16 protein-coding genes are annotated in these 21,925 nt (G+C 60.4%); 15 read left to right on the top strand and 1 reads right to left on the bottom strand.

The genetic code is table 11. The features are described 5' to 3' along the window. The first annotated feature begins 104 nt into the window (after nucleotides 1-104). The 15 genes from MWL89_RS14320 to MWL89_RS14250 all read left to right on the top strand — a co-directional run bounded on the left by MWL89_RS14320 (nucleotide 105) and on the right by MWL89_RS14250 (nucleotide 21,119). Nucleotides 105-3,689: a cell wall-binding repeat-containing protein gene (locus tag MWL89_RS14320; protein WP_244386936.1), complete on the top strand. Its 3,585-nt coding sequence runs from the start codon at nucleotides 105-107 to the stop codon at nucleotides 3,687-3,689. Between the two features lie 202 nt (nucleotides 3,690-3,891). Beyond that, nucleotides 3,892-4,815, top strand: a complete 924-nt coding sequence (locus MWL89_RS14315) for a branched-chain amino acid transaminase (protein WP_244386934.1) — start codon at nucleotides 3,892-3,894, stop codon at nucleotides 4,813-4,815. 158 nt (nucleotides 4,816-4,973) lie between these two features. Continuing rightward, entirely contained in the window at nucleotides 4,974-6,560 is a 1,587-nt protein-coding gene (gene cimA / locus MWL89_RS14310; RefSeq protein ID WP_244386933.1) for a citramalate synthase, read from the top strand. Further along, entirely contained in the window at nucleotides 6,561-6,854 is a 294-nt protein-coding gene (locus tag MWL89_RS14305; protein ID WP_102380009.1) for a YerC/YecD family TrpR-related protein, read from the top strand. A gap of 570 nt (nucleotides 6,855-7,424) precedes the next feature. Continuing rightward, nucleotides 7,425-7,907, top strand: coding sequence for a helix-turn-helix domain-containing protein (locus MWL89_RS14300; RefSeq protein WP_102380008.1), 483 nt, complete (start codon nucleotides 7,425-7,427; stop codon nucleotides 7,905-7,907). 219 nt (nucleotides 7,908-8,126) lie between these two features. Next, a complete protein-coding gene (locus tag MWL89_RS14295) occupies nucleotides 8,127-9,305 on the top strand; it encodes a PTS sugar transporter subunit IIC (protein ID WP_244386932.1) in 1,179 nt (392 codons plus the stop codon). A gap of 283 nt (nucleotides 9,306-9,588) precedes the next feature. Next, nucleotides 9,589-13,866 (top strand): collagen binding domain-containing protein, encoded by a 4,278-nt coding sequence (locus MWL89_RS14290; protein ID WP_244386929.1) that lies wholly within the window; start codon nucleotides 9,589-9,591, stop codon nucleotides 13,864-13,866. 162 nt (nucleotides 13,867-14,028) lie between these two features. After that, nucleotides 14,029-16,308: an Ig-like domain-containing protein gene (locus tag MWL89_RS14285; protein ID WP_244386915.1), complete on the top strand. Its 2,280-nt coding sequence runs from the start codon at nucleotides 14,029-14,031 to the stop codon at nucleotides 16,306-16,308. A gap of 348 nt (nucleotides 16,309-16,656) precedes the next feature. Further along, nucleotides 16,657-17,358, top strand: a complete 702-nt coding sequence (gene amaP, locus MWL89_RS14280) for an alkaline shock response membrane anchor protein AmaP (protein ID WP_244386907.1) — start codon at nucleotides 16,657-16,659, stop codon at nucleotides 17,356-17,358. A gap of 10 nt (nucleotides 17,359-17,368) precedes the next feature. Beyond that, nucleotides 17,369-17,773, top strand: coding sequence for a DUF2273 domain-containing protein (locus tag MWL89_RS14275; protein WP_244386904.1), 405 nt, complete (start codon nucleotides 17,369-17,371; stop codon nucleotides 17,771-17,773). A gap of 33 nt (nucleotides 17,774-17,806) precedes the next feature. After that, nucleotides 17,807-18,274 carry an Asp23/Gls24 family envelope stress response protein gene (locus MWL89_RS14270; protein WP_102380003.1) on the top strand — a complete coding sequence of 156 codons (468 nt, stop codon included), beginning with the start codon at nucleotides 17,807-17,809 and terminating at the stop codon, nucleotides 18,272-18,274. A 59-nt stretch (nucleotides 18,275-18,333) separates the two neighbouring features. Beyond that, entirely contained in the window at nucleotides 18,334-18,513 is a 180-nt protein-coding gene (locus tag MWL89_RS14265) for a zinc ribbon-containing protein (RefSeq protein WP_279611970.1), read from the top strand. A gap of 160 nt (nucleotides 18,514-18,673) precedes the next feature. Beyond that, nucleotides 18,674-19,243: an NAD(P)H-dependent oxidoreductase gene (locus tag MWL89_RS14260; protein ID WP_102380001.1), complete on the top strand. Its 570-nt coding sequence runs from the start codon at nucleotides 18,674-18,676 to the stop codon at nucleotides 19,241-19,243. Continuing rightward, nucleotides 19,240-20,511 (top strand): HD-GYP domain-containing protein, encoded by a 1,272-nt coding sequence (locus MWL89_RS14255; RefSeq protein ID WP_244386903.1) that lies wholly within the window; start codon nucleotides 19,240-19,242, stop codon nucleotides 20,509-20,511. The genes MWL89_RS14260 and MWL89_RS14255 overlap by 4 nt, the downstream gene beginning before the upstream one ends. 50 nt (nucleotides 20,512-20,561) lie before the next feature. Continuing rightward, nucleotides 20,562-21,119 (top strand): cysteine hydrolase family protein, encoded by a 558-nt coding sequence (locus MWL89_RS14250; protein WP_102380000.1) that lies wholly within the window; start codon nucleotides 20,562-20,564, stop codon nucleotides 21,117-21,119. Between the two features lie 125 nt (nucleotides 21,120-21,244). Here MWL89_RS14250 and MWL89_RS14245 read toward each other — a convergent pair whose 3' ends face one another. Next, entirely contained in the window at nucleotides 21,245-21,922 is a 678-nt protein-coding gene (locus tag MWL89_RS14245; protein ID WP_244386902.1) for an NUDIX hydrolase, read from the bottom strand. Nucleotides 21,923-21,925: the final 3 nt, after the last annotated feature.

Genomic DNA, 21,925 nt, shown 5'->3' with positions numbered 1-21,925 from the left:
GCGCCGTTACGCTACGGCTCGCGCAAGAGCGATCTTTTCGCCGACGGACATGGTGCTGTCGGCTGATGGATGCCAATGACGATTCGGAATCTGAAAGGGAAGCAATGAACAGGAAAACGGTTTCATCATCAAGAGCATTGCGCTTGGTTGTCGCTGCAATGCTCGCACTTGGGCTCGCGCCCGGGTTCGGTCTCATTTCGCCTCCGCATGCGAAAGCGGATGATGCCGATAGCGTTTCTTCGATTCAGCCGGGAGACTCAGCCGATGCTCTCGCCGACGCTGATGCAGATCGGGCAGGGGGTGCCGAAGGCGGACAGGATGCCGCTTCGGGAGAAGGCGCAGCAGAAGAGGATGCATCTGCGGATGTCGGGGATTCCTCTTTCGAGGATGGCGCGGTTGCCGCAGAAGTGCTTGATATCGACGGCGAGGCCGAAGACGAGGGAATCGAGCTCTTGGCCGGAGCGGAAATCGACCTTTCTTCGCTTGCTGCCAACAGCACGATCGCGATCGACGGAACCAACGTCGTCGTCGGAGGCGCGACAACGGCTCACGATGGCACGGTTACGCTCAAGGGATCTTCTTCCGCATCCGATGCGGTCATAACGGTGGCGTCTGACTTCCAAGGAACCATCGTGCTCGACACCGTCAACCTCGAAAAGACCGACGCGTCGAGCATTGCGATCCAAGCTGGGGCGGTTGTCGATCTCAAGGTGCGAGGATCGGCAAACAGCATCAAGAACACCGCGACCTCGGCCACCCGCAGCTATGCGGTGATCTCGGTTCCCGCTGGGGCGACGCTCACCGTCTCCGGCGAAACCGGTGCGGACGATGATGTTCTGGCGGTCGAGGCCACCCATATCCGCGCGAACAGCTCGGCGGCCATATTCACTACAGGGGCAACCATCGGCAGCGCAGGAAACACCGATTCGGGTCCGATCACGATCGAGAACGTAGCGCTTTTGGTCGATGCCCGCGTGGAGAACACCGATACGGCAACCACCATGTATCCCGGCGCGGGATTCAGGGGCGCCATCATCGGCTCGGGGTACATCGGCGTTTCGGGCGAAATCCTCGTGAGCGATGCCGTCGTCGACATTGCGGCGACTCCGGTCGTTGCGGGCTCCAAGGCTGCCGGCAGCGTGAACGGTGCGCTCATCGGCTCGGGCAGCGGAAACACATCGAACTATACCAACATCCCCGTCACGTCGGGCGCCATCACCATCGAGCGCTCCGAGGTGACGGCTGTCGCGAAGGCCGTTCAGGGCGGAAACACCGGTGCCGTCATCGGGTCGGGAGCCTACGGCTCGGCTGGGGGCAAGATCCTCCTTGCCGACAGCACCGTCAAAGCGATATCGGGATCGAGCGATACCGCGTACGGTGCGGCCATCGGCTCGGGGCGTTACGGCAGCGTCGCTGCGATCGAGATCGACGGGGGCGATGTGTTCGCCGTCGTCGAGGCGTCGCAGGGAACCTACGGTGCGGGCATCGGCTCGGGCGAGGGCAAGGATACGACCACGAACCGCGTGTCGGTCGGCTCCATCCTGATCGACGGCAATCCGACGGTCGTCGCCTCGTCGCAGGTGCCGCGCGACAGCGCCACAACCCTGTTCGATACGGGGCTCGGCCTGCCCGTTCCCGCATCGGAATCCACTTCGGGCGCCGGCATCGGCGGCGGCAAGGATACCGATCTTACGTCGCTTATCATCAACTCGGGTACGATCAAGGCCGCGTGCCTAGCGAGCTCCGCCTCGGGTGGCGGGTTCGCGTTCGGCCCCGGCATCGGCGCCGGCGGCCGTTACAGCTCGGGCAAGGGCGGCGTGCTCGGGAACCTGACGATCAACGGCGGCTTCATCGAGGCCACCTCCAACGGCTGGACCTCGAACTCCCACGCCATCGGCGCGGGCGACGGCAGCAACCTGAACAAAGGCGTCGTGACCATCAACGGAGGTACGGTGGTGGCGAAGTCCAAGCCGTTCAGCCCCACGGTGAGCAACGGCCGTGCCGGCATCGGAGCCGAGCTGGTGATCATCAACGGCGGATCGGTGTTCTCCGAGTACGGAAACCGTCGGGATACCGATATCATCGGATACGGGCAGAGCAACTGGAAGAACAGCCAGGGCGAAAACGTGTTCCCGAGCATTCTCACGGTGGGTGTTGCTTCTGCTGCGGTGACGGCTGGATCGGTTGACGGCGTCGCCTGCGCAACGACTCCGAGCGTGGGCGTGTACGGTATCAACGACGTGATCACCAACGCCGATGGTGAAGTGATACTCTGGTTCCCCGAGACGGCAACCGACGTCGAGGGCTCCGTCGAGCTGACGGCGTTCGATGGCACCGATTCCAAGGACTACGCGATCGACTACGTGCGCAACAGCTCCGTTGATAGGAACTACTTCGATCCGTCGAGCTGGAACGCGTACCGCCCGGCTCCGATGAGCCAGTACGTGACCGTTTCCTTCGTTACCAACACCGCTCAAACGGTTGCCGATGCGCGCGTGGAGGCGGGGGCGTCGGTGACCGAGCCGACCGGTCTTACCAAAGACGATCAGGTGCTCGAAGGTTGGTATACCGATGCGGGCTTTACGGCCAAATGGAACTTCGCTGATCCGGTAACCGCGGCCATGACCCTGCATGCGAAGTGGGAGGATCCGAGCCCCGACGTGTTGACCATAGCGCGCCTCTTCGGCGCCGACCGTTTCACCACCTCGAAACAAGTGGCAACGTACGGGCGCGACATCGCCACTGAAAAGACCCTGATCGTTGCATCGGGCGACGATCAGCACTTCCCCGATGCCCTTGCGGCAAGCTCCCTTTCGGGCGCTCGCGGCAATGCGCCGATCGTTTTGACCCAGCCCGATTACCTGGGCGATGCGGCTCGGTCGGTGGTGGAGGCTGCGCACGCGGTCGAGAAGATATACATCATCGGAAGCGTATACTCGGTGTCGGCCGAGGTGGAATCTGCACTGGGCGCAATCCATCCTGAGGCAGAGATCGTTCGTTTAGGCGGAGCCGCCCGTCAGCAAACGGCCGAGTTGATCTACGAGGAAGTCGGAGCGTCCGCATCGAAGACGGCAATCCTTGCGCGTTCCATGGATTTCCCCGATTCGCTCTCGGTCTCCTCATGGGCGGCGGCTACGAAGAGCCCGGTGTTCTTGAGCTCGTTCGACGAGCAGTCCTTCAACCGATCCACGGTAGACGCCATTGCTGCAGGCGGCTTCGATCGCGTGCTCGTACTCGGCGACGAGAATGCCATTCCCCAATCGGCTGTCGATGAGGTGCGCAACGCGGCGGGGCTCGCCCCCGGCGATGCGATTCGCCTTGGCGGAGCCGATCGCATCGAGACATCCCTGCTCATTGCAGAATGGGCAACCGATCCGGCGCGCGATCCTTCCGAACGCCTGTCGTTTGACAACCTTGCCATCACCCGCTCCGATAAGCATTCCGATGCGCTTGCAGGCGGAGCGCTCCAGGGGATGCACGGGTCGGTGGTGCTCCTTACGTCAACGGGTGCGGTCCATCAGGGCGTCCTTGAGAAGATAGAGGCTGCCTCGGGCGACATCGCCGAGATCCGCTTCTTCGGCGACGAATACTCCGTTGCTCTCGACGTGGCGAAAGCCTACATCAAGGCGATTCCCTGCGATGAATACGCGTGGAAACCCGATAGTTCGGTGATATTCGATCTGGATTAGCAGCGAGCGTCGGCAACGCATGGGCTGGCTGGCATGCGCAACGAGGCGCGCCGTTACGGCGCGCCTCTGCGTGCAGCAGCCGAATCTGTGCCTTTCGTTGAAAAATCCTCCCGCTGCCAGAAAACTCCTCTCGCTTTAGCCGATTGGAGTACAATGAACAGATTCATTAACCAGCACGAACGGCGAGAGGAAAGGGTGCGCGATGGCTGATATAACACCAGTCGATTACATCTGGAAGAACGGCGAGATGGTGCCGTGGGCTGAGGCCAATACGCATATCCTGTCGCACTCGCTGCACTACGGATCGGGCGTATTCGAGGGCATTCGCTGCTATCAGGATCCCGATAGCAAGAAGAGCTACGTATTCCGCCTGCGCGACCATATGGAGCGCCTGCATCGCAGCTGCAAGATGGTTTTGATCGACCTTCCCTATACGGTCGACGAGCTGTGCGATGCCACCGTCGAGCTCATCCGCAAGAACAACCTTCCGGCCTGCTACATCCGCCCGATCGTGTACCGCGGCTACGGCGTGATGGGGGTCGACCCCACGGGCGCTACCGTCGACGTTGCCATCGCAGTGTGGCCGTGGGACAGCTACCTCGGCGAAGATGCCCTCGACAACGGCGTTGCCGTAGGCGTGTCGTCGTGGCGTCAGCGTTCGAACAACGCCATCCCCCCGGCGATCAAGGCCACGGCGTCGTACATGAACTCGATCCTTGCGAAGCTCGAAGCCAAGCAGCATGGTTACGCCGAGGCCATCATGCTCAACGAGGCCGGACTCGTATGCGAGGGCACGGGAGAGAACCTGTTCATCGTGCGCGACGGCATCCTTTCCACGCCGCCGCTATCCGACGGTCTGCTCGAGGGCATTACGCGCGACACGGTGTTGTGCCTGGCCGACGATCTCGAGATCCCTTCGGTAGAGGAGAGCTTGACCCGTTCGGACCTCTACATTGCCGACGAGGTGTTCATGACCGGCTCCGCTGCGGAGCTTACCCCCATCGGCAGCGTGGACGGCCGCGTTGTCGGCAAGCCCGGCGAGATCACGCGTTCCCTCCAGAAGCGCTTCTTCGATCTCGTGTACGGTCGTATCGAGGAATACGCCGACTGGCTGACCGAGATTTAGCATACGCCGCATTGCAGGGCGAAACCGCTTCCGTACCGCTTCGGCGGATTGCGCCAAGCGGTTTCGCCTTTCGCTATGAGGAGGCCTGCGCCGCTTAGGGCGCGGACGATCTTCCGAACGAACCCGATCCCTGCGATCCGAAAAGGAGCGAAGCCGTAATGGACCAGCGAATACTGACATACGACAGCACGCTACGAGACGGGGAGCAGAGCGAGGGCATTACGCTCTCGCTTGAAGACAAGCTGCGCATCGTCGAGCGGCTCGATGCGTTCGGAATCGATTTCATCGAGGGCGGTTATCCGGCTTCCAACCCCAAAGACATTGCGTTTTTCAAGCGCGTGCAGGACATGGATCTCAAGCATGCGAAGATCGCCGCTTTTGGTTCGACCTGCAAGAAGGACACCGCTCCCGAAGACGATAAGGGCCTTGCCGACCTGCTCGGCAGCGGGGCGCCCATCGTGACCATCGTGGGCAAAACGTGGGATGAGCAGGTAACCCGCGCGCTGCTCACGTCGCTTGATGAGAACCTCCGCATGATCGGCGAATCGGTTGCCTACCTCAAATCCAAGGGCGTGAGCGTCGTCTTCGATGCGGAGCATTTCTTCGACGGCTACAAAGCGAACGCCGAGTATGCCATGGCGTGCGTGCGTGCGGCCAGCGCCGCTGGGGCCGATTCGATCGACCTGTGCGAGACCAACGGAGGAGCGTTGCCCTTCGAGGTTGAAAAGATCGTCCGCGCCGTCGTGCGGGAGCTTCCCGGCCAGCAGATAGGCATCCATTGCCACAACGATACCGGCTGCGCGGTAGCCAGCACGCTTGCGGCCGTGCAGGCGGGCGCAACGCAGGTGCAGGGCACCGTTAACGGTTTCGGTGAACGCGTGGGCAACTGCGATATCCTCACCACCATCGCCGATCTTGAACTCAAGATGGGGCGTTCGACCGTGGGTCCGGATAACCTGCGCCAGCTGACGGCCGTTTCGCAGTTCGTAGCAGAAACGTGCAACATGGCTGTGCCGACCCACCACCCCTACACGGGCGCTTCGGCGTTCGCGCACAAGGGCGGACTCCATGCGAGCGCCATCGCACGGTTTCCCGAAGCCTACGAACACGCCGACCCCGAGCTGGTAGGCAACACGACCCGCATGCTGGTGAGCGAGCTCGCAGGCAAGGCATCGCTCGTGGCCAAGGCGAAAAGCCTCGGCATCGATCTGTCCGATAAGCCCGAAAAGACCCAAGAGATTCTCGACACCATCAAAAAACGCGAGCACGAGGGCTATTCCTATGAAGTGGCCGACGGTTCGCTCTGCATGCTCCTCCAAGCGATTCTCGGCAATTTCAAACCGCATTTTCGCTTGGAGAGCTTCCGTGTGATCGTCGACGACTACGAGGACTCGGGGGCGCGTGCGAAAGACGCTATGAGCGAGGCGACCATCAAGATCCACGTCGGCGACCACCGCTTCGTAGCGACCGGTGAAGGCACCGGCCCCGTAGGCGCGCTCGATACGGCGTTGCGCATGGCGATCACCGAGTTCTACCCCGAGGTCGCGGGAATCGAGCTGGTGGACTTCAAGGTGCGCATCCTCGACGAGAACGTGGGCACCGATGCCATCACCCGCGTCGTCATCACCTCGCGCGATGCGCACGGCGTGTGGGGGACGATCGGCGTTTCCGAGAACATCATCGAGGCCTCGTGGAACGCGCTCGTCGATTCGGTAGAGTACGGCCTGATGAGAATGGGAAGGTAAATGAGCGATCTCAGAACACCCGAGGTTGACAACCTCGCCTTCGCCCTTGCGAAGCTCGACGATCCCGACATCATCTTCGCGCTCCTCGAGGACATGTGCACGATCCGCGAGATCAAGGAGACGTCGCAGCGGCTCGACGTTGCCCGACTGCTTGCGGCGGGCAAGTCATACTCGGCGATCGAGCAGATCACCGGCGCGTCGGCAACGACGATCGCCCGCGTCTCGAAATGCCTCTCGTACGGATCGGGGGGCTATGCGGCCGCCTTGGCCATTCTCGAAGAGAAGAACGCCTGATCCGCGAGGGCGTAATCCCGGTATACGACCTGCGCCGAGGGGTTCGTAGCCCGATCGGCAGCCACGCGGTCTTCGGGGTCTGCCGGTGCCCATCGACGGTTGGTGGATGCTCCGCTGCCTGAAAGCATGGATCCCCCTTCAGGGTGCTCGAAGATGGCAGAAAACAAAGGATTTTCGTCGTGTCGTAAGTTGGCCGAAGGAAAGCGCTTCTCGAGCGCGTCGCTGATCTGGAAGATCAAGCCGCTTGGATGCGGCTGGCTTGTCCGCAAATCAAAAGTCGCTTCGCGACGACGAAAAACAGCGGTTTTCTGCCGCGGATGCGACACGTTGCCGTCAGACGTTCGCCTGCGGACCTCGAAGGCATACGCTCGATGCGGTAGGCACGATTTCAAGTTCTGCCTGTATTATGTTTATCATACCCCGCATAAACATAATAACTTCCATATATGCGAAAATTCTCAATGTTGGTAATTAATTATATATTCTGGTACGGAATGCCGCCCGAATGCGGTATATTTACTATAAATAAAGTATCAATTAAGGGTTTCCCTTCGGCGAGGGCGGTGGCAGGTGGCTGGTGGTCATAACGAATCGGTATACTATCGCGTGTTCGACGACGCGCTGGCTCTTTCCGAGAAAATCGAACAGATGGGCAGGAAACGGTTCGATGAACTGACCGGCAGGCAGGTTATGTTCCTTGCCATGATCCGCTCGTTCGAAGAGCGCCCCTCCCTGGGCGACATGGCCCGTAAAGCCCGCTGCTCCCACCAGAATGCGAAAACGGTGCTTGCCGCGCTTCACAAGAAGGGCTTTCTCGATTTTCGTCTTGACGAGCGCGATCAGCGCATTTTGCGCATCCATCTGACCGAGAAGGGCGAATCGGTGGGTGCGCGCGCTCTCGAAGAACTCGACAAACTCATCGACCGTATCGGGGAGAACATCGACCACAATGCCGCTGAGGCGTTCGCCGATGTGATCGCCGAGCTATCGGAGGCGTTCGGCGGCACGTTCTCGGCGATGGGCGAATCTCAGGATAGGGCTGAAACGTCGTAGCTGCGCTTCGGCGTTCAGATGTCCGACAGACGGTTCGTCCGTTCGTCCCTTGCATTGCTCCGCCGCAGGGAAGCGAATGCGCCCGACGCCCTGAACCGGCATGCATTCCGCGATACAATGGTCTCTCGACTGCAAAGCATGGCATGCGTCCGATTCCGTCGGGCGACACCGATCATGCGCGATGCCGTGCGGCGGATGCCGCGTGAGGGAGAGACCACCATGACCATATCGACGGTGCGTTCGGCAGCGCTCGGCGCTGCAGCGCGATCCGATTCTGCCCGTTGCGCAACAAGCGCCGACGCCGATGTTGCGAGCGATGCGCATCAAAACGGGCAGGGCGGCAAGGTCAAGCGGTTTCTCGCCCGCAAGAACATCGAGATATCGCCCAAACGCTACGGCGTCGACGCCCTGTCCGCCATGGCGCAGGGGCTGTTCGCCTCGCTGCTCATAGGTACGATCCTCTCCACCGTCGGCGAGCAGGCCGGTATCGGAGCGCTCGTGACCATCGGGGGTTTCGCCAAGGCGGCGACGGGCTTCGCCATGGCGGTGTCCATCGGGTTCGCGCTCCAGTGTCCGCCGCTCGTGCTGTTCTCGCTTGCTGCGGTCGGCGGCGCGGCCAACGAGCTCGGGGGTGCAGGTGGCCCGCTCGCCGTATTGGTCGTATGCATATTCGCAGCCGAGGCGGGCAAAGCCGTATCGGGGGAGACCAAGATCGACATTCTCGTCACGCCTATCGTGACGATCGGAGTCGGAGTCGGCCTCTCCTTGTGGTGGGCGCCCGCAATCGGAGCTGCGGCGAGTGCGGTCGGCGGTGCCATCATGTGGGCCACCGATCTGCAGCCGTTTCTCATGGGGCTTATCGTTTCGGTCCTCGTGGGCGTTGCGCTGACGCTGCCCATCAGCTCGGCGGCCATCTGCGCGGCGCTGAGCTTGACGGGTTTGGCTGGCGGGGCTGCGGTTGCGGGGTGCTGCGCGCAGATGATCGGCTTTGCGGTCATGAGCTTTCGCGAAAACGGTGTTGGCGGGCTCGTCGCCCAAGGCATTGGCACTTCGATGCTCCAGATGGGCAACATCGTGAAGAACCCGCGCATCTGGATTCCCCCGACTGTTGCGGCGGCCATCACGGGCCCGCTTGCCACATGCGTGTTCGGTTTGCAGATGAACGGCCCTGCCGTAGCGTCGGGCATGGGTACCTGCGGGCTCGTCGGTCAGATCGGCGTCTATACCGGATGGGTGAACGATGTGGCGGCTGGACTCAAGCCGGCCATCACGGCCTTCGATTGGGCGGGGCTCGTGCTCATCTGCTTCGTGCTGCCTGCCGTGCTTGCGTGGGCGACCGGTCTTCTGCTGAGGCGCTTCGGCTGGATCAAGCCGGGCGATCTCAAACTCGATCTGTAGGCGAGCGAACCTTTCTCGCGCACCGCACGTACACCGTATGCACCGTGCGATCGGATCAGGGTCGCGCGCATGCACTCGCTTTGCTGCGCCCGACGCGAATGCCGCGCCCATTGGAAGCTCCAGGCGGATACGGCGACGAAGGTAAATGATCGGTCCCGATACGGTATCGTTGAAGTAACAATACGCTAATAGCCCGTCATCGGTTAACGAACGCCATGTTGATTGCTCAACGAAAACACCATCATGGAACCATGATACTAATCAACCGTTGATGGAGGTTGTTGTGAAACCCCGTACGAAAAAAAGCCTGCTCGCATACTTGATGGCAGCGCTGCTGGCGATCAATATCGTCCCGCTGTCCGCGTTCGCCTCAGGCGATGGGCAGACCGAACCAACTACCATAGAGCCCACCCAAGCGGTAGGCGAACAGCAGGGTGCCGTCTTGGGCCAACCTGCGGCCACTCCAGGCGAAGGCGATCCTGCCAACGATGCTTTAGCCGGTAATCCGAGCGAAGGCGATGCGGCGGGTTCTGATACCGAGGGCGCAGGCGAGGATGCGGCGGATAACTCCGGCTCCGATGCTCCAGACGGCCCAGACGCCGACGGCATGCTCGAAGGCACCGACATCCTGGAGGCTGGCGATAAAGGCGAAGCGTCTTCGAGCGAAGCGCTGCAAGGCGATGCCGTCGAGTTGCGCGAGGGCAATCCGGTTGACATCAAGACGCTCTGGCCCGCAGGCACGCCCGATGCCGACCGCACGATCGTCGGCGGCATGACCGTCGATCTGACCGACGCGAGCGGCAATCCTCTTCCGCAGGGCCAGGATCCGACGATCGACTCTCGCATCCATATGATGTTCCCCCTGAAAGTACCTGCGACCGTGACCGCTCAGATCAAGGCGGGCGATACCTACTCGTTCGACTTGCCGAAGGATATCTCGATCGGCAAGGGCATCAACGATGTAGCTCTTGCCGACCCCGACGATCCGAGCGTCGTGTATGCGACGTTCAAAGTGACCCCCTCGGGTAAGGATGCGCCTGCGAAGGTGACCATCGCCTTCGCCGATGCGATAAACGGCCAAGGCGACGTCGAGGGGACGCTCGGCTTCTCGGGCGGCTTCAACGCCGAAACGATCGGCGAGCCGGGCAAGATCACGCTCGAAGTGCCGTACGAGAAGAACATTCCGCCGACGAGCATCACGATCACGCCGGCAACCGACAGCGACGTAGCGAAGGCGGGTTCCTTCGACCAGCCCACCAACCCCACGGCGGTTATCTGGTCGGTTGACGTGAACAAGAGCCTCAAGCAGATGACGAACGGCTCGGTGTCCGAGGAATTTCCCCAAGGGCTCACCTTTGCCGGCGTCGACGTGTACCAGGTGCCCGTCGATTTCTACGGCAACGTGGTGGGCGATGTAGGCAGTGCGGGCTGGATCAAACTCGACGCATCCGACTACATGGCATCATCCGACGGATCGACCGTCGCGCTCAATGCGCCGTACGATTCGACTGACAAGGCATACCGGTTCGTTTACCGCACGACCATCAACGAGGATGTGAAGCCTCAGACCGGCGGCGGCGTCTCGTTCACGAATACCGCCGTGCTCCACTCCGATGAGGCGGGAACGGCGGGCTTGCCGGCGCAGGCTAGCGTTTCTGCGCATTTCGGGAAGACGCTCGACAAGTCGGGCGCTACCTACGATCCTTCGACCCGTACCATTACGTGGAGGGTGCAGTACAACTACGGCGGCCATGCGATTCCTGCGGGCAGCGCGTGGGTCGAGGACATCTGCGACTACCCCGATCTCGAGTACGTCGACGGGTCGGTGACGGTGCAGAAGATGAAGTTCGACAGCCAGGGCAAGGCGGTGGTCGACAGCGACATAGCCGAAGGCGCTGAAGCCGGCAGGTTTACCTTTTCCAACAATCCCGACGAGCACCGCATCAGGGTCGATCTTAACGGCGGCGTGGATTACCCCGTACTTGTGACGTACAAGACGAAGGTGACGAGCGTTGTCGATTCCAACAAGACGTATGTGAACACGGCTCTTACCGAGGGCACGCCCCCGCCGGTCGCCCACGACAGCATCACGATCGGGCAGCATAACATCATCAAGCGGATGAAGCATGCTGATCTGGACGCGAAGACCCTCACGTGGTCCATCGACATCAACACGAGCCGCTATGAGATGCAGGATTTCCGTCTGACCGATTCGCTCGTGCTCGGGCTCTCGCATACGATAGCCGACTCGGGGGCGATCGTCGTATACGACAAGACCGCCGGCACAACGGTTCCTGAAGTGCAATCGTTCGGCGAAGACGGATACCTCCTATTCCTCTCGACCGATGCAAACGGCAACCACATCGGGTTCAACATGCAGTTCACGGGCGCGTACGCCAAGACCGACCACGCATTCGAAGTGGAGTACACGACGAAGTACGATGCAATGCGCAATCCCCCCGACGGAAGCCAGACGTTCATCAACAGCGCGGCTTCGACGTGGGAGGATGCAGACGGCACGACGCATACCAACGACTACACGGCAACGTATCGACCCACGCCGCCCGACGGTTCGAACGGCATGAAGTCGGGATCGTACAACGCCGTCGAAAAGAGGATCACCTGGAGCGTTCTCGTCAACTACGCGCGAACCGGCTTGTTGAACGCATCGATCAAAGATGCGATCCTGCCGGGGCAAACGTATGTCGACGGGTCGCTCAAAATCTATCCGTACACGATTCGATCGAACGGTTCCACCGTCAAGGGCACCGAACTGACACCTGAACAGATGGCGAAATTCGACATCGATCTTCCGGGCGAGGGCAACAACCAAACCCTTACGGTCGGATTCCCCGACGGAGACAACCTGTACTGGATCGAGTTCGACACCTCGGTTTCGGGAACGGTCATCGCGGCCACGTACGACAATACGGCAATACTTCACAACGAGGCTGAAACTTCCGGCGACATATCGCTCTCGGCAAAGGTGTCGGTGAAGCATGGGGGTTCGCTCGTCGAAAAGAGCGGTATCCAGGATGCGGATGGCTACGCCTCGTGGAACCTGACGGTGAACCCCGCGAACTCGACGCTTTCCGACGTGCTCGTTACCGATACGCCATCGAGCAATCAATCGGTTGATCTCGATTCGCTTGTCGTAAACGGAACAACGGTGGATGCAGCGGGCAATTTGACCGTCGATCCCCAAGCCGTACTCAAGAAGGATACGGATTACACGGTCGATTACGTGCAAGACGGTACGGGACAATGGCAGCTCAAGATCGCCTTTGCGAACACGATCGAAAGCGCGTACGTGATCAGCTACCGCGCAACGGTCTACGCTGATTCGAACAACCCCATGAGTCAAACGACCAATACGGCGAAGATCACGGGCACCAACAAGATCGAGGTGGACGACAACACGACGAGCAGCGTGCTCGTTGAGCTGAACAAGGGCGAAGGCGTTCTGAAAGGGACGCGCAAAGATCTCGTCATCCACAAGGTGGATGCGGACGGCGCGAACCTCGCCGGAGCGAAGTTCCAGCTGTTCAACGCGAACGGCCAGCCCGTCGGCGGCGTCGCTCAAAGCGACGAGAACGGTACCATAACCTATGCGGGCATCGTGACGGGAACGTACACGCTCAAAGAAGTCGAACCCGCACCGGGATACACTATGAGCGAGGAGCTGGCGAACGGGATCGAAATCGAGCTCAAAGCCGATTCGACTCCCTTCGAACTCGAGAACGATCTGACCGAGGTAAGCATGGTGAAGCAGAATGCCGACGGCGATCCCGTTGCCGGAGCCAAGTTCGCGCTCGAGCGGTTTGACGGTTCGTCGTGGACTGCGGTCGCCGATCTTCCTGCCCCGCTCGATCTCGAGTCGGCGGCAGACGGCTCGATCGTCATCCGAGGGCTCGAACCCGGCCATTACCGCTTGAGCGAGATCGAAGCGCCGTATCCTTACGTGCTCGGAGAGCCGCTGGAGTTCGATGTTTCCTATCGCAGCGACAGCGCCAAGATCGTCGATCCCCTCGTTTTGCCCCCGTACGTGAACGAGCGCTTCGCAGGCGAGCTCCGTATCCTTAAAACCGACACGGATGGCAATCCGCTTGCAGGTGCCGAGTTCGAGATTCAAGATACGATGGGCGCCATCGTGGAGGAAGGCATCATGACCGATGCCGATGGCCGCGCAACGGTAACGGGGCTTGCCGAGGGATCGTACAGCCTTATCGAGACCAAAGCGCCTCAGGGTTACAAGCTCGATTGGACGCCCCATGCGTTCGAGGTCGCGTACAGCCAAGGGGGCCAGACGATAGAGATTACGCTGGAAAACGAGCTTGAGCCCGCAACGCCGAAACCTCCCGAGCCGAGCCCGAAAACGCCCGAACCGCCGACACCTCAATCGCCGGAAACCCCGCAGGTTCCCAAGGTGCTCGCGCAAACGGGCGATCGGGCCTGGGTGCTCGGTCCGGCAACGCTTGCGGGTCTTGCTGCGGTGGGAGTGCTCGGCATGCTGGTTGCGATCATCCTCCGCAGGCGCTCGGCTCGGGGCGAAGGCAGATAAGCCTGTACGACGATAGAACGGGGAAACGCCGGCATGCAAGCGCGTGCCGGCGTTTTTTCGCGCGCTTCAATCCGAAGTTGGAAGTTATTTAGTAATAACTTCCTTAATTTGAAAAATCATGCTATCCTACGTAAGTTATTACACTCTATCGAAAGGGATGCTATGGTTTTCGACACCGCCTTTTCGAGATTCGCCAAGCCTGTTCTTACGTTTATCGTGGCAGCGTGTGCGGCTTTTCTCTTAATGGTTCTTCCCCCGACGGCGCATGCGACGGTGATGCTCGACGGAAGCGCCCCCGAAACGCTGGCCGATGCTGGCAGCAACGAGATGTTCAACAAGCGCGAATATCGCGAGTCGACCATTCCGTACGCAGCTGAGAACCGCGCGTACTACCTGCTCACGCAGGATCCGATCTACGCCGCCTACGGGCCCGACGAAACGACGACCGTATCCTATGGCGGACAGGATTTCACCGCTCGAATAATCTACTGCGAGGATGGCCTGTTCAATTCAGGCGGCGGCCTCACGGGGGCGGGCGGGCTTCTGAGCGGCCGCGTCTATCCGGCTGAGGGTGTGACCATCTTCGTCGAGGGCGGCACGTTCCACAACCAGCACGTGAACAACTACACGGCGCTAACGGGCCCCAACCTTGCCATCGTCGGCCTCGCCGATCCGAGCGGATCGAATCCCGCGGTATTCACCAAGGCTCCGCGCACATCGACTCCGGGCCTCGAGCGGTATCTGGTCAACGATGCGAACGTACGCTACGAGAACCTCGTGTTCGACGGTCAGAACAACGGCATGTCCTCTGCGAGCAGCCGCGGCCACTACGTGATCTCCGTTAGCGCGGGGGACAAGCCCTTCTATATGAAGAACTGCACGATCAAGAACTTCGGATCGTCCAACAACCGCTCGGCCATCAACATGGTGCTCGCCAACACGGGGCAGGTGAACCTTGAGGACATCACGATCGACAACGTGAAGACGAGCAGCGCGTACGCTTACTTGCAGCTCAATGCGGGAACCAACGTCAACGTCGGCAAGATCACCTTCCTCAACGCGAACTCGACCAAGCGCCTGTACTTCGATCACACGACCGCTGCAACGGTGGGCCAACTGCGTCAGGGCGACGCCGCCTTCAAGGGTCCGCTCGTCACCGACGATGCCAGCAACTACATCACGGTGAGAAGCTATTCGCTCGGCAACCTCACGGTGCCCGCCGAGTACCGCTATGCGGTCATGAACACGAGCACGAGCACGTATACCACCGATACGATCAAGATATACAATTCGCTTTCCGCCATTCCCGACAACGTGGCGTATCCGATCTACGACATCGTCGACAAGTCGTGGATCGTGCGATCGGGCAGTGCCTACAAGTCGGTCGAATCGCAGCTTGCTGGCATCAATACCGTGCTGACGAGGGTGGCCCAGCCCTATCCAGCCGACACGACGACGATGGATGCGAGGTCGGGCCGCGGTTGGACTACGAAGGCCTATATCCGAATCGTCGCCGACGAAAACGGTGTTGTTCCCTCGTTCGACGTCCCGGCTTTTTCAGCCACGTTTTGCGACACGGCCGACCCCTACGTGCTCATCAGGGCGGCCGGCGATGCGTCGACGCCCTTTGCCGGCGATCTTGCCGAGGCGGATCTTGTGCCGTTCGGCAAGGACAGCCTTGTTGAGATGGATGCCGTTTCGGCCGACAAGGTGAAATTCTACGGCATTGACTTTCACGGAATCGATCCCGTTGCGGAAAACAACCCGCAGCTCACGCTTGAGCGAGTGCATACGGGCATCGCTGCCCAATCGATCGATCCGGTGATCGCGGGCGCGAGCGACGCATCGTTTGCGGCTTGCCGCTTTACCGGTTTGGTGAACGATCTTACCGTTACGGCACCTGCGCTCGAATCGAACAAAGCGACTGTCGAGCTGAAAGACGGCTCGTTCTCGGCTGCTGCCGAGCCGGGAAACGTGTTCGCTTCGCAGGGTACGGTGCTGCCCGCAACCGAGACGGTGTTCGCCGACGACCCGACGCTTGCGTGGGAATCGAGCGATCCGAGCGTGGCGACCGTCGATCCGGCAACGGGCGAGGTTACGCCCCTTGCGGTGGGAACGACGACGATTACCGCGAGGGCCGCCGATGCGCACAACGCCGGCGAGCTTGAGAAGCCCGCAGCGTCTTTCGAGCTCGAAGTGCTCGATACGCCCGATCCGCCCGATCCGGTCGATCCGCCCGATCCGGTGGATCCGCCCGAAAACCCCGACCCTGAGGATCCGGGCGACACTCCCAAGCCCATCGACACCTCGCCGAAGGATACGCCGAAGAAGGGCATCCCCCAGGTGGGCGATCCGCTCGGTGCGGTTTCTGCCGCAGTGCTCGCTGTCCTTGCGGGCCTGAGTGCGATCGCGATCTTCGCGAGGAAACGGCAACGCGGATAGCCGATCGGTTCACTTCAGCCCGAACCGCACGAAGCCGAGCTAAAGCAACCTAAACCGAACTTAACCGAACCAGACCGAACCAGACCGAACCGAGCCCCGTCGCGCGAGCCTATGCGCGGCGGGGTTCTTTGCGCTCAGTTGTCGTGCTCGAAACGCTCCCGCAACGGGCGCAGCACGGCGCAATAACGGTGAGATCACCAACGTTACAGCAGATCAAGGGGAATATTTCGAATCACGTAAAGCTCTTTATTCTGATTATATAACTGATAAAGTAATTGATATCAAACACATCATCTAACCGCAGCCGAGAGCTTTCGGGCTTTCGGTTCGAAGAGAAAAGAGGACGGTATGGGAACGATCAAACGCATGGCGCTGTTTGTGTTCGCCATGGCGACTATACTCGGTGTCGGCTTTCTTGCGATGCTCTGGTTCGCCTGGGATCCGGTTATGCCGGCGATCGGTTGGCTAGCAGGCCAGCAGTGGTTCTTCATCGTCGAGGCCGTGCTGCTCGGCATCGTGCTCGTCGGTACGATCGCCTTGCTCGTGTGGGCGATCGCGGCTCCGAGAACGTCGTCGAGACTGCGCATCGAACGCGAAGACGGCGAAGTCGACATCTCGCGCGATGCGATAGTCTCGACGGCGCGCAATACCATCGAAGCCCATCGGGGGCTTGCCGCCAAGGACGTTCGCATGAAGATCGTCGGCAAGCGCGATCCGAAACTGCGCCTGCGCATCAAGGTGGATCCCGGTCGCAGCGGCATGCTGGAGCAGCTGGGCACTACGCTCACCAACGAGGTGACGACCGCGGTGAACGCGCTGACGGGGCACCCGCTCGACAGGCTGCGCATTTCCTTCACCAAGGTCGAATCGGCTTACGCGGCCAAGGGCGCAGGAGCTGCGTCGGTGCAATCGTATCAGCCCCAACTGCCCCAACAGCCTGCCCGAGCTCCGCATCCCGCGCGCGTTCTGACTGCGGAGGAAATGGCGGACGAGGCGGTCGCCGGTTCCGAGGGAGCATCCCTTAACACGGCTGCCGCAATGGCGAGATAGGAGGTTTTCCATGGCACAAACAGCAACATGGGCGCCGTCTTCGGCGGCTCCGTCAACCCAGACGATGCCCGATCGGTTCGGATACCCCGACACCTCGCTGGCGCCCGATCTGAAGAGCGCCGATACGGCGCAGAAGTCATCGGCGCCGCAGGAAGCGCCTGCAGAGCAGGAGCGCAACGAGGAAATGTTCCCCAATGCGAAGCGGGCATGGTTCTCTTATTACCGAGCGCACCGCAACCAGGTTGTCTGCGCTTCGGTCGGCCTGCTTTTAGCGGCGGGTTTTCTCATCATCGGTTTTTGGCCAACCCTGCTTTTGGCAGTGTTCATATCCGCAGGCGTTCTGTACGGGCGCTACAAAGACGGCGACCGCAGAACGGCTGCCACCGTCAAAAGCATCATCGATCGGTTGGATTAAGGCATAGGCAATCATCCGTGAAAGGAGTCAGCAATGACACAGGAAGCAACGAGCACCGTGAACACCGCGAACAACACCATGAACCCGAGCGGGGGAGCCGCATCGTCAGCCGAACCTGACTACAAGCTCGTTATCGACGAGGTAGTCGTCGAGAAGATCGCGGCGTATGCGACGCAGAAGATCGACGGCATCGTCGAGATGAAGGGCAATCTGCTCTCCACCATCCAGGAGGGTCTCGGCGGCAACGACCGCACCAAGGGGGTCAACGCCGACGTCGAAGACGACGAGCGCGTTTCGGTCGATCTCTCGGTCATCCTCGAGTACGGCAAATCGGCCGTCGAGGTGTTCGACCGCATCAAGAAGGTCGTCGGCAAGAGCATCAAGGAAATGACTGGCCTCGACGTCGAGGAGATGACCGTGCATGTGGTCGATGTCATGACTCGCGACGAGTACAGGCAGAAGCAGGGTGGTAACGACAAGCCCCAAAGCGCGGCGGCGTAGCCCGGCAAGGCAAACCCAGCGTCGGGTTCGCCTCGGCGCTTTTCGATACCGGACCCCGTCTGAGGGCGGGGTCCGTCCAAAGAAAGGAGAACACCATGGTGTACAAAACCGGAGAGAAGCCCGGAAAGGGATCGTATAGGTGCCTGAATTGCGGGCAAGTCGTCGAGCTGAAAAGCGATGATGATCAATTGCCCCCATGCCCGAACTGCCATCACGAAGAATTCGAGAAGATAGCATAGGCTTCGGCGGATCGAAAAAACTCGGCAAAACGCTCCTGCACCCAACGGTTGCAGGAGCGTTTTTTTGCCTTCGGGCACCGACTCGCGCAACCGCCGTTCTGCTATGATAGGCGCATAAGAGATCCGCCGCCTTGGGCGGCTTTACTTTCTAGGGGGTTTCATGTCAACGATCCTGTTTGTCAACGCCTGCATGAGGGGCGAGAAGTCGCGTACGCTCAAGCTGTGCCGCGAATACCTCGCCGAAAAGGAAAATGTCGTCGAAGTCGATCTGGGGAAGCTCGCTCTTGTGCCGTTTGACGGCGAAGCGGCTGGTCGCCGAGCCGATCTGCAGAAGGCGGGAGCGTGGGACGATCCCGTGTTCGACCTCGCAAAGCAGTTTGCCGCGGCCGATGAGATCGTTATCGGGGCGCCGTATTGGGATCTGTCGTTTCCTGCTGCGCTCAAGACGTACATCGAGTACGTTTCGGTTTGCGACATCGCATTCCACTACAGCGAACAGGGGAGGGCCGAGGGCTTGTGCAAGGCGAAATCGCTCACCTACATCACCTCGTGCGGCGGTTTCGTCGAGGGGGCGAATTTCGGATACGAGTACCTTAGCGGCATTGCGACCATGTTCGGCATTCCCGAAACGCGTTTCGTTGCAGCGGAGGGTCTCGACGTTGTCGAGCTTGATGTGGAAACCCAGATGGCGAAAGCGTCGAAGACCATTGCCAAGTTGAACGGCCGATGAGCACAAGCGCTTCGGTTGCTGGGAGCACGCCCCGATCGCTCGCTGTTGCCGTTATGGTGCAGCGAGCGCTCAACCTTGTCGACGTGCGGTTGGTCGATCATGGGTTACGTGTGGCGGTGTACGTTGACGCGATGCTCGACCTCGATCGTTCGTTCGGGCCGGAAGATCGCCGCGATGCGTTTCTGATCGCGCTGTTCCACGATATCGGGGCGTACCGGACCGAAGAGATCGATCGCATGGTCGACTTCGAAACCGAAACGGTATGGGAGCATTCGGCATACGGATACTTGTTCCTCAGAGAACTCTCCCCGCTCTCCCGCATGGCCGAAGCGGTTCTCTACCACCATGCACCCTGCGATGCGTTCGATGGGGTCGAACCGACGATCGCCCATGTAGCCAAAATCCTCCATGTTGCGGATCGGGCCGATGTGTTTGCCCTTGAGTTCCCCGATGCTTCTCGCCAAAAGCTGCATGCGCGCCTCAGGCAGGGTGCGGGGCATCTGCTCGACTCAGAGGCTGTCGAGCTGTTCTGCGCTGCGGACGAGGTGTTTGACCTGGAGAGCCGCATAGCTGAGAACGCAAGCGTCGGGCGGGCTCTTGCCGCGTATCCCATCATCGATGTCGACGCCCCGTCCTTTCTCGAGATGCTCGTGCACGTGATTGATTTTCGAAGCCGGCATACCGTTGCCCACACGATGACGACGGCGCAAATCGCTTTTTCCCTTGCGCTTCGACTCGGTGTTGCCGACGAGGATCTCGGCGCCATCTACAATGGGGGATTGGTCCACGACCTCGGCAAGATCGGCGTTCCCCTTGAAATACTCGAGAAGCCCGGCAAGCTTACGGAAGCCGAGCAGGCGATCATGCGAACCCACGTCGAACTTACCGAGCGCATCATCGACGGATGCGTATGCCCTCAAGTTGCCCGCATCGCGCTTCGGCATCACGAAAAGCTCGACGGGTCGGGCTACCCCCATGGGCTGGCCGCCTCCGATCTGACCGAGCTCGAACGCATCGTTGCGGTGGCCGATATCGTGAGTGCGCTTGCGGGCACCAGGAGCTACAAGGAGGCGTACGGCAGAAAACGCGTAGTCTCGATCGTAGGCGATATGGCAAGCGAGGGATTGATCGACCGCACGGTAGCATCGGTGCTCATCGGCGAATACGATGCCATTATGGAAGAAGTGAGGCACGTTTGCGCGCCGATCATGTCCGCGTACGAACGCATTCAAGAGGAGTATGGTACCCTTATCGCCAAGCTGGTCTGACGGCTGGCGTGAAGGTACCGGATCGTTTTGAGCGCGTATAAGGAACGGGCATGAAGAAACTGCTGATAGTTGTTGATTACCAAAATGATTTCGTCGATGGGGCGTTGGGCTTTTCCGGAGCTGAGATGCTCGACGAACGCATCGCTGCCAAGATCGACGCCTACCGCGAGGCCGGCGATGAGATTGCCTTTACCCTCGACATGCACGGGCGCGACTACCTCGATACGCTCGAGGGAGCCAATCTGCCCGTCGAGCATTGCATCGAAGGAACGCCGGGCGCCGAACTTTTCGGTATGGTCGCCGAGCGGGTAAAGGCGTGCGATCCGGTATTCGAAAAGCCGACGTTCGGCTCGAAGGAGCTGTTCGGCCGTCTTGTCGCCATGCAGAAGGTTGCCGACGAGGTGGGTACGAAGCCGTTCGAAAGCATCGAGTTCGTGGGACTCGTTTCAAACATCTGCGTGATTGCGAATGCGGTCCTTGCCAAGACGGCATGCCCCGAAGTGCCGATCATCGTCGATGCCGCATGTACCGATTCGTTCGATAAAGAGTTGCAAGACAAAGCATTCGACGTGATGGAAGGCCTGCATATCCAGGTGATAAACCGCTAGGCGGCCGATGGGAATCGGGTAGCTTCCTTGCGGGCGCACCGCCGCACGGCATTCCGATGAGGGAACCCGGTATTGCGTAAAAACGGCCGCAGTACCGGGTCCTTCCGAAACCGGAGTACGCAGGCTCAGCAGCGCTGCAAAGCGTCGCGTGCATCGCGGGCGAACGATTCCAGAATGAGCTGGCATCGCGTTCCGATCGGGGTCTCGTTCTCTTCGAGAAAGCGCGCCGCATCGGCGATGGGCAGCGTAAACACTTCGATGAACTCCGAGGGTTCCGGCTCGGGATCTCTTTGCTTTTCGACGAAGGCGAACACGACCTGAACGCTCTCTTCCGAAAGCCCCGTCGACGAATAACCGGCTTGGGGCAGCGCGTGAAACTTCGGTTTCCCATCGATGAGATGGAATCCGTATCCCGTTTCTTCGCGAAGCTCTCGCTCAAGGCAGTCTTCGAGATCTTCGCCCGCTTCGATAAGGCCTGCGGGAAAGGCGATGCACCAGCTGTTCAGCGGATAGCGGAACTCGCGAATGAGCACGAGCTCGTTATCGGGCGTGCGGCCCACGATGCAGATGGCATCGGCTTGCTGCTCTCCCGATCCTGCGCGTTCGAGCTCCCGTCGATAGGTTTCGGCGTTTTTGCGGGAAACCGATTCGTAGGAGTAGAGGCTCCCGTCGGGCATGGCATAGGTAAGCTCGTATTTCTTGATCCATCCGTCGCTCACTTGCTTGACGTCGTGCAGGATGGGCTGTGGGCGGCTTTCCCGATTGCTGGCGAGCGTCGGGGCGCCGATGGTTTCGTGCTGCATGAA

Source organism: Raoultibacter timonensis, from assembly GCF_022845715.1.
GTDB classification, from domain to species: Bacteria; Actinomycetota; Coriobacteriia; order Coriobacteriales; family Eggerthellaceae; genus Raoultibacter; species Raoultibacter timonensis.
The sequence above is the reverse complement of the archived record's forward strand: the minus strand, read 5'-3'. Positions and strand labels throughout refer to the sequence as shown.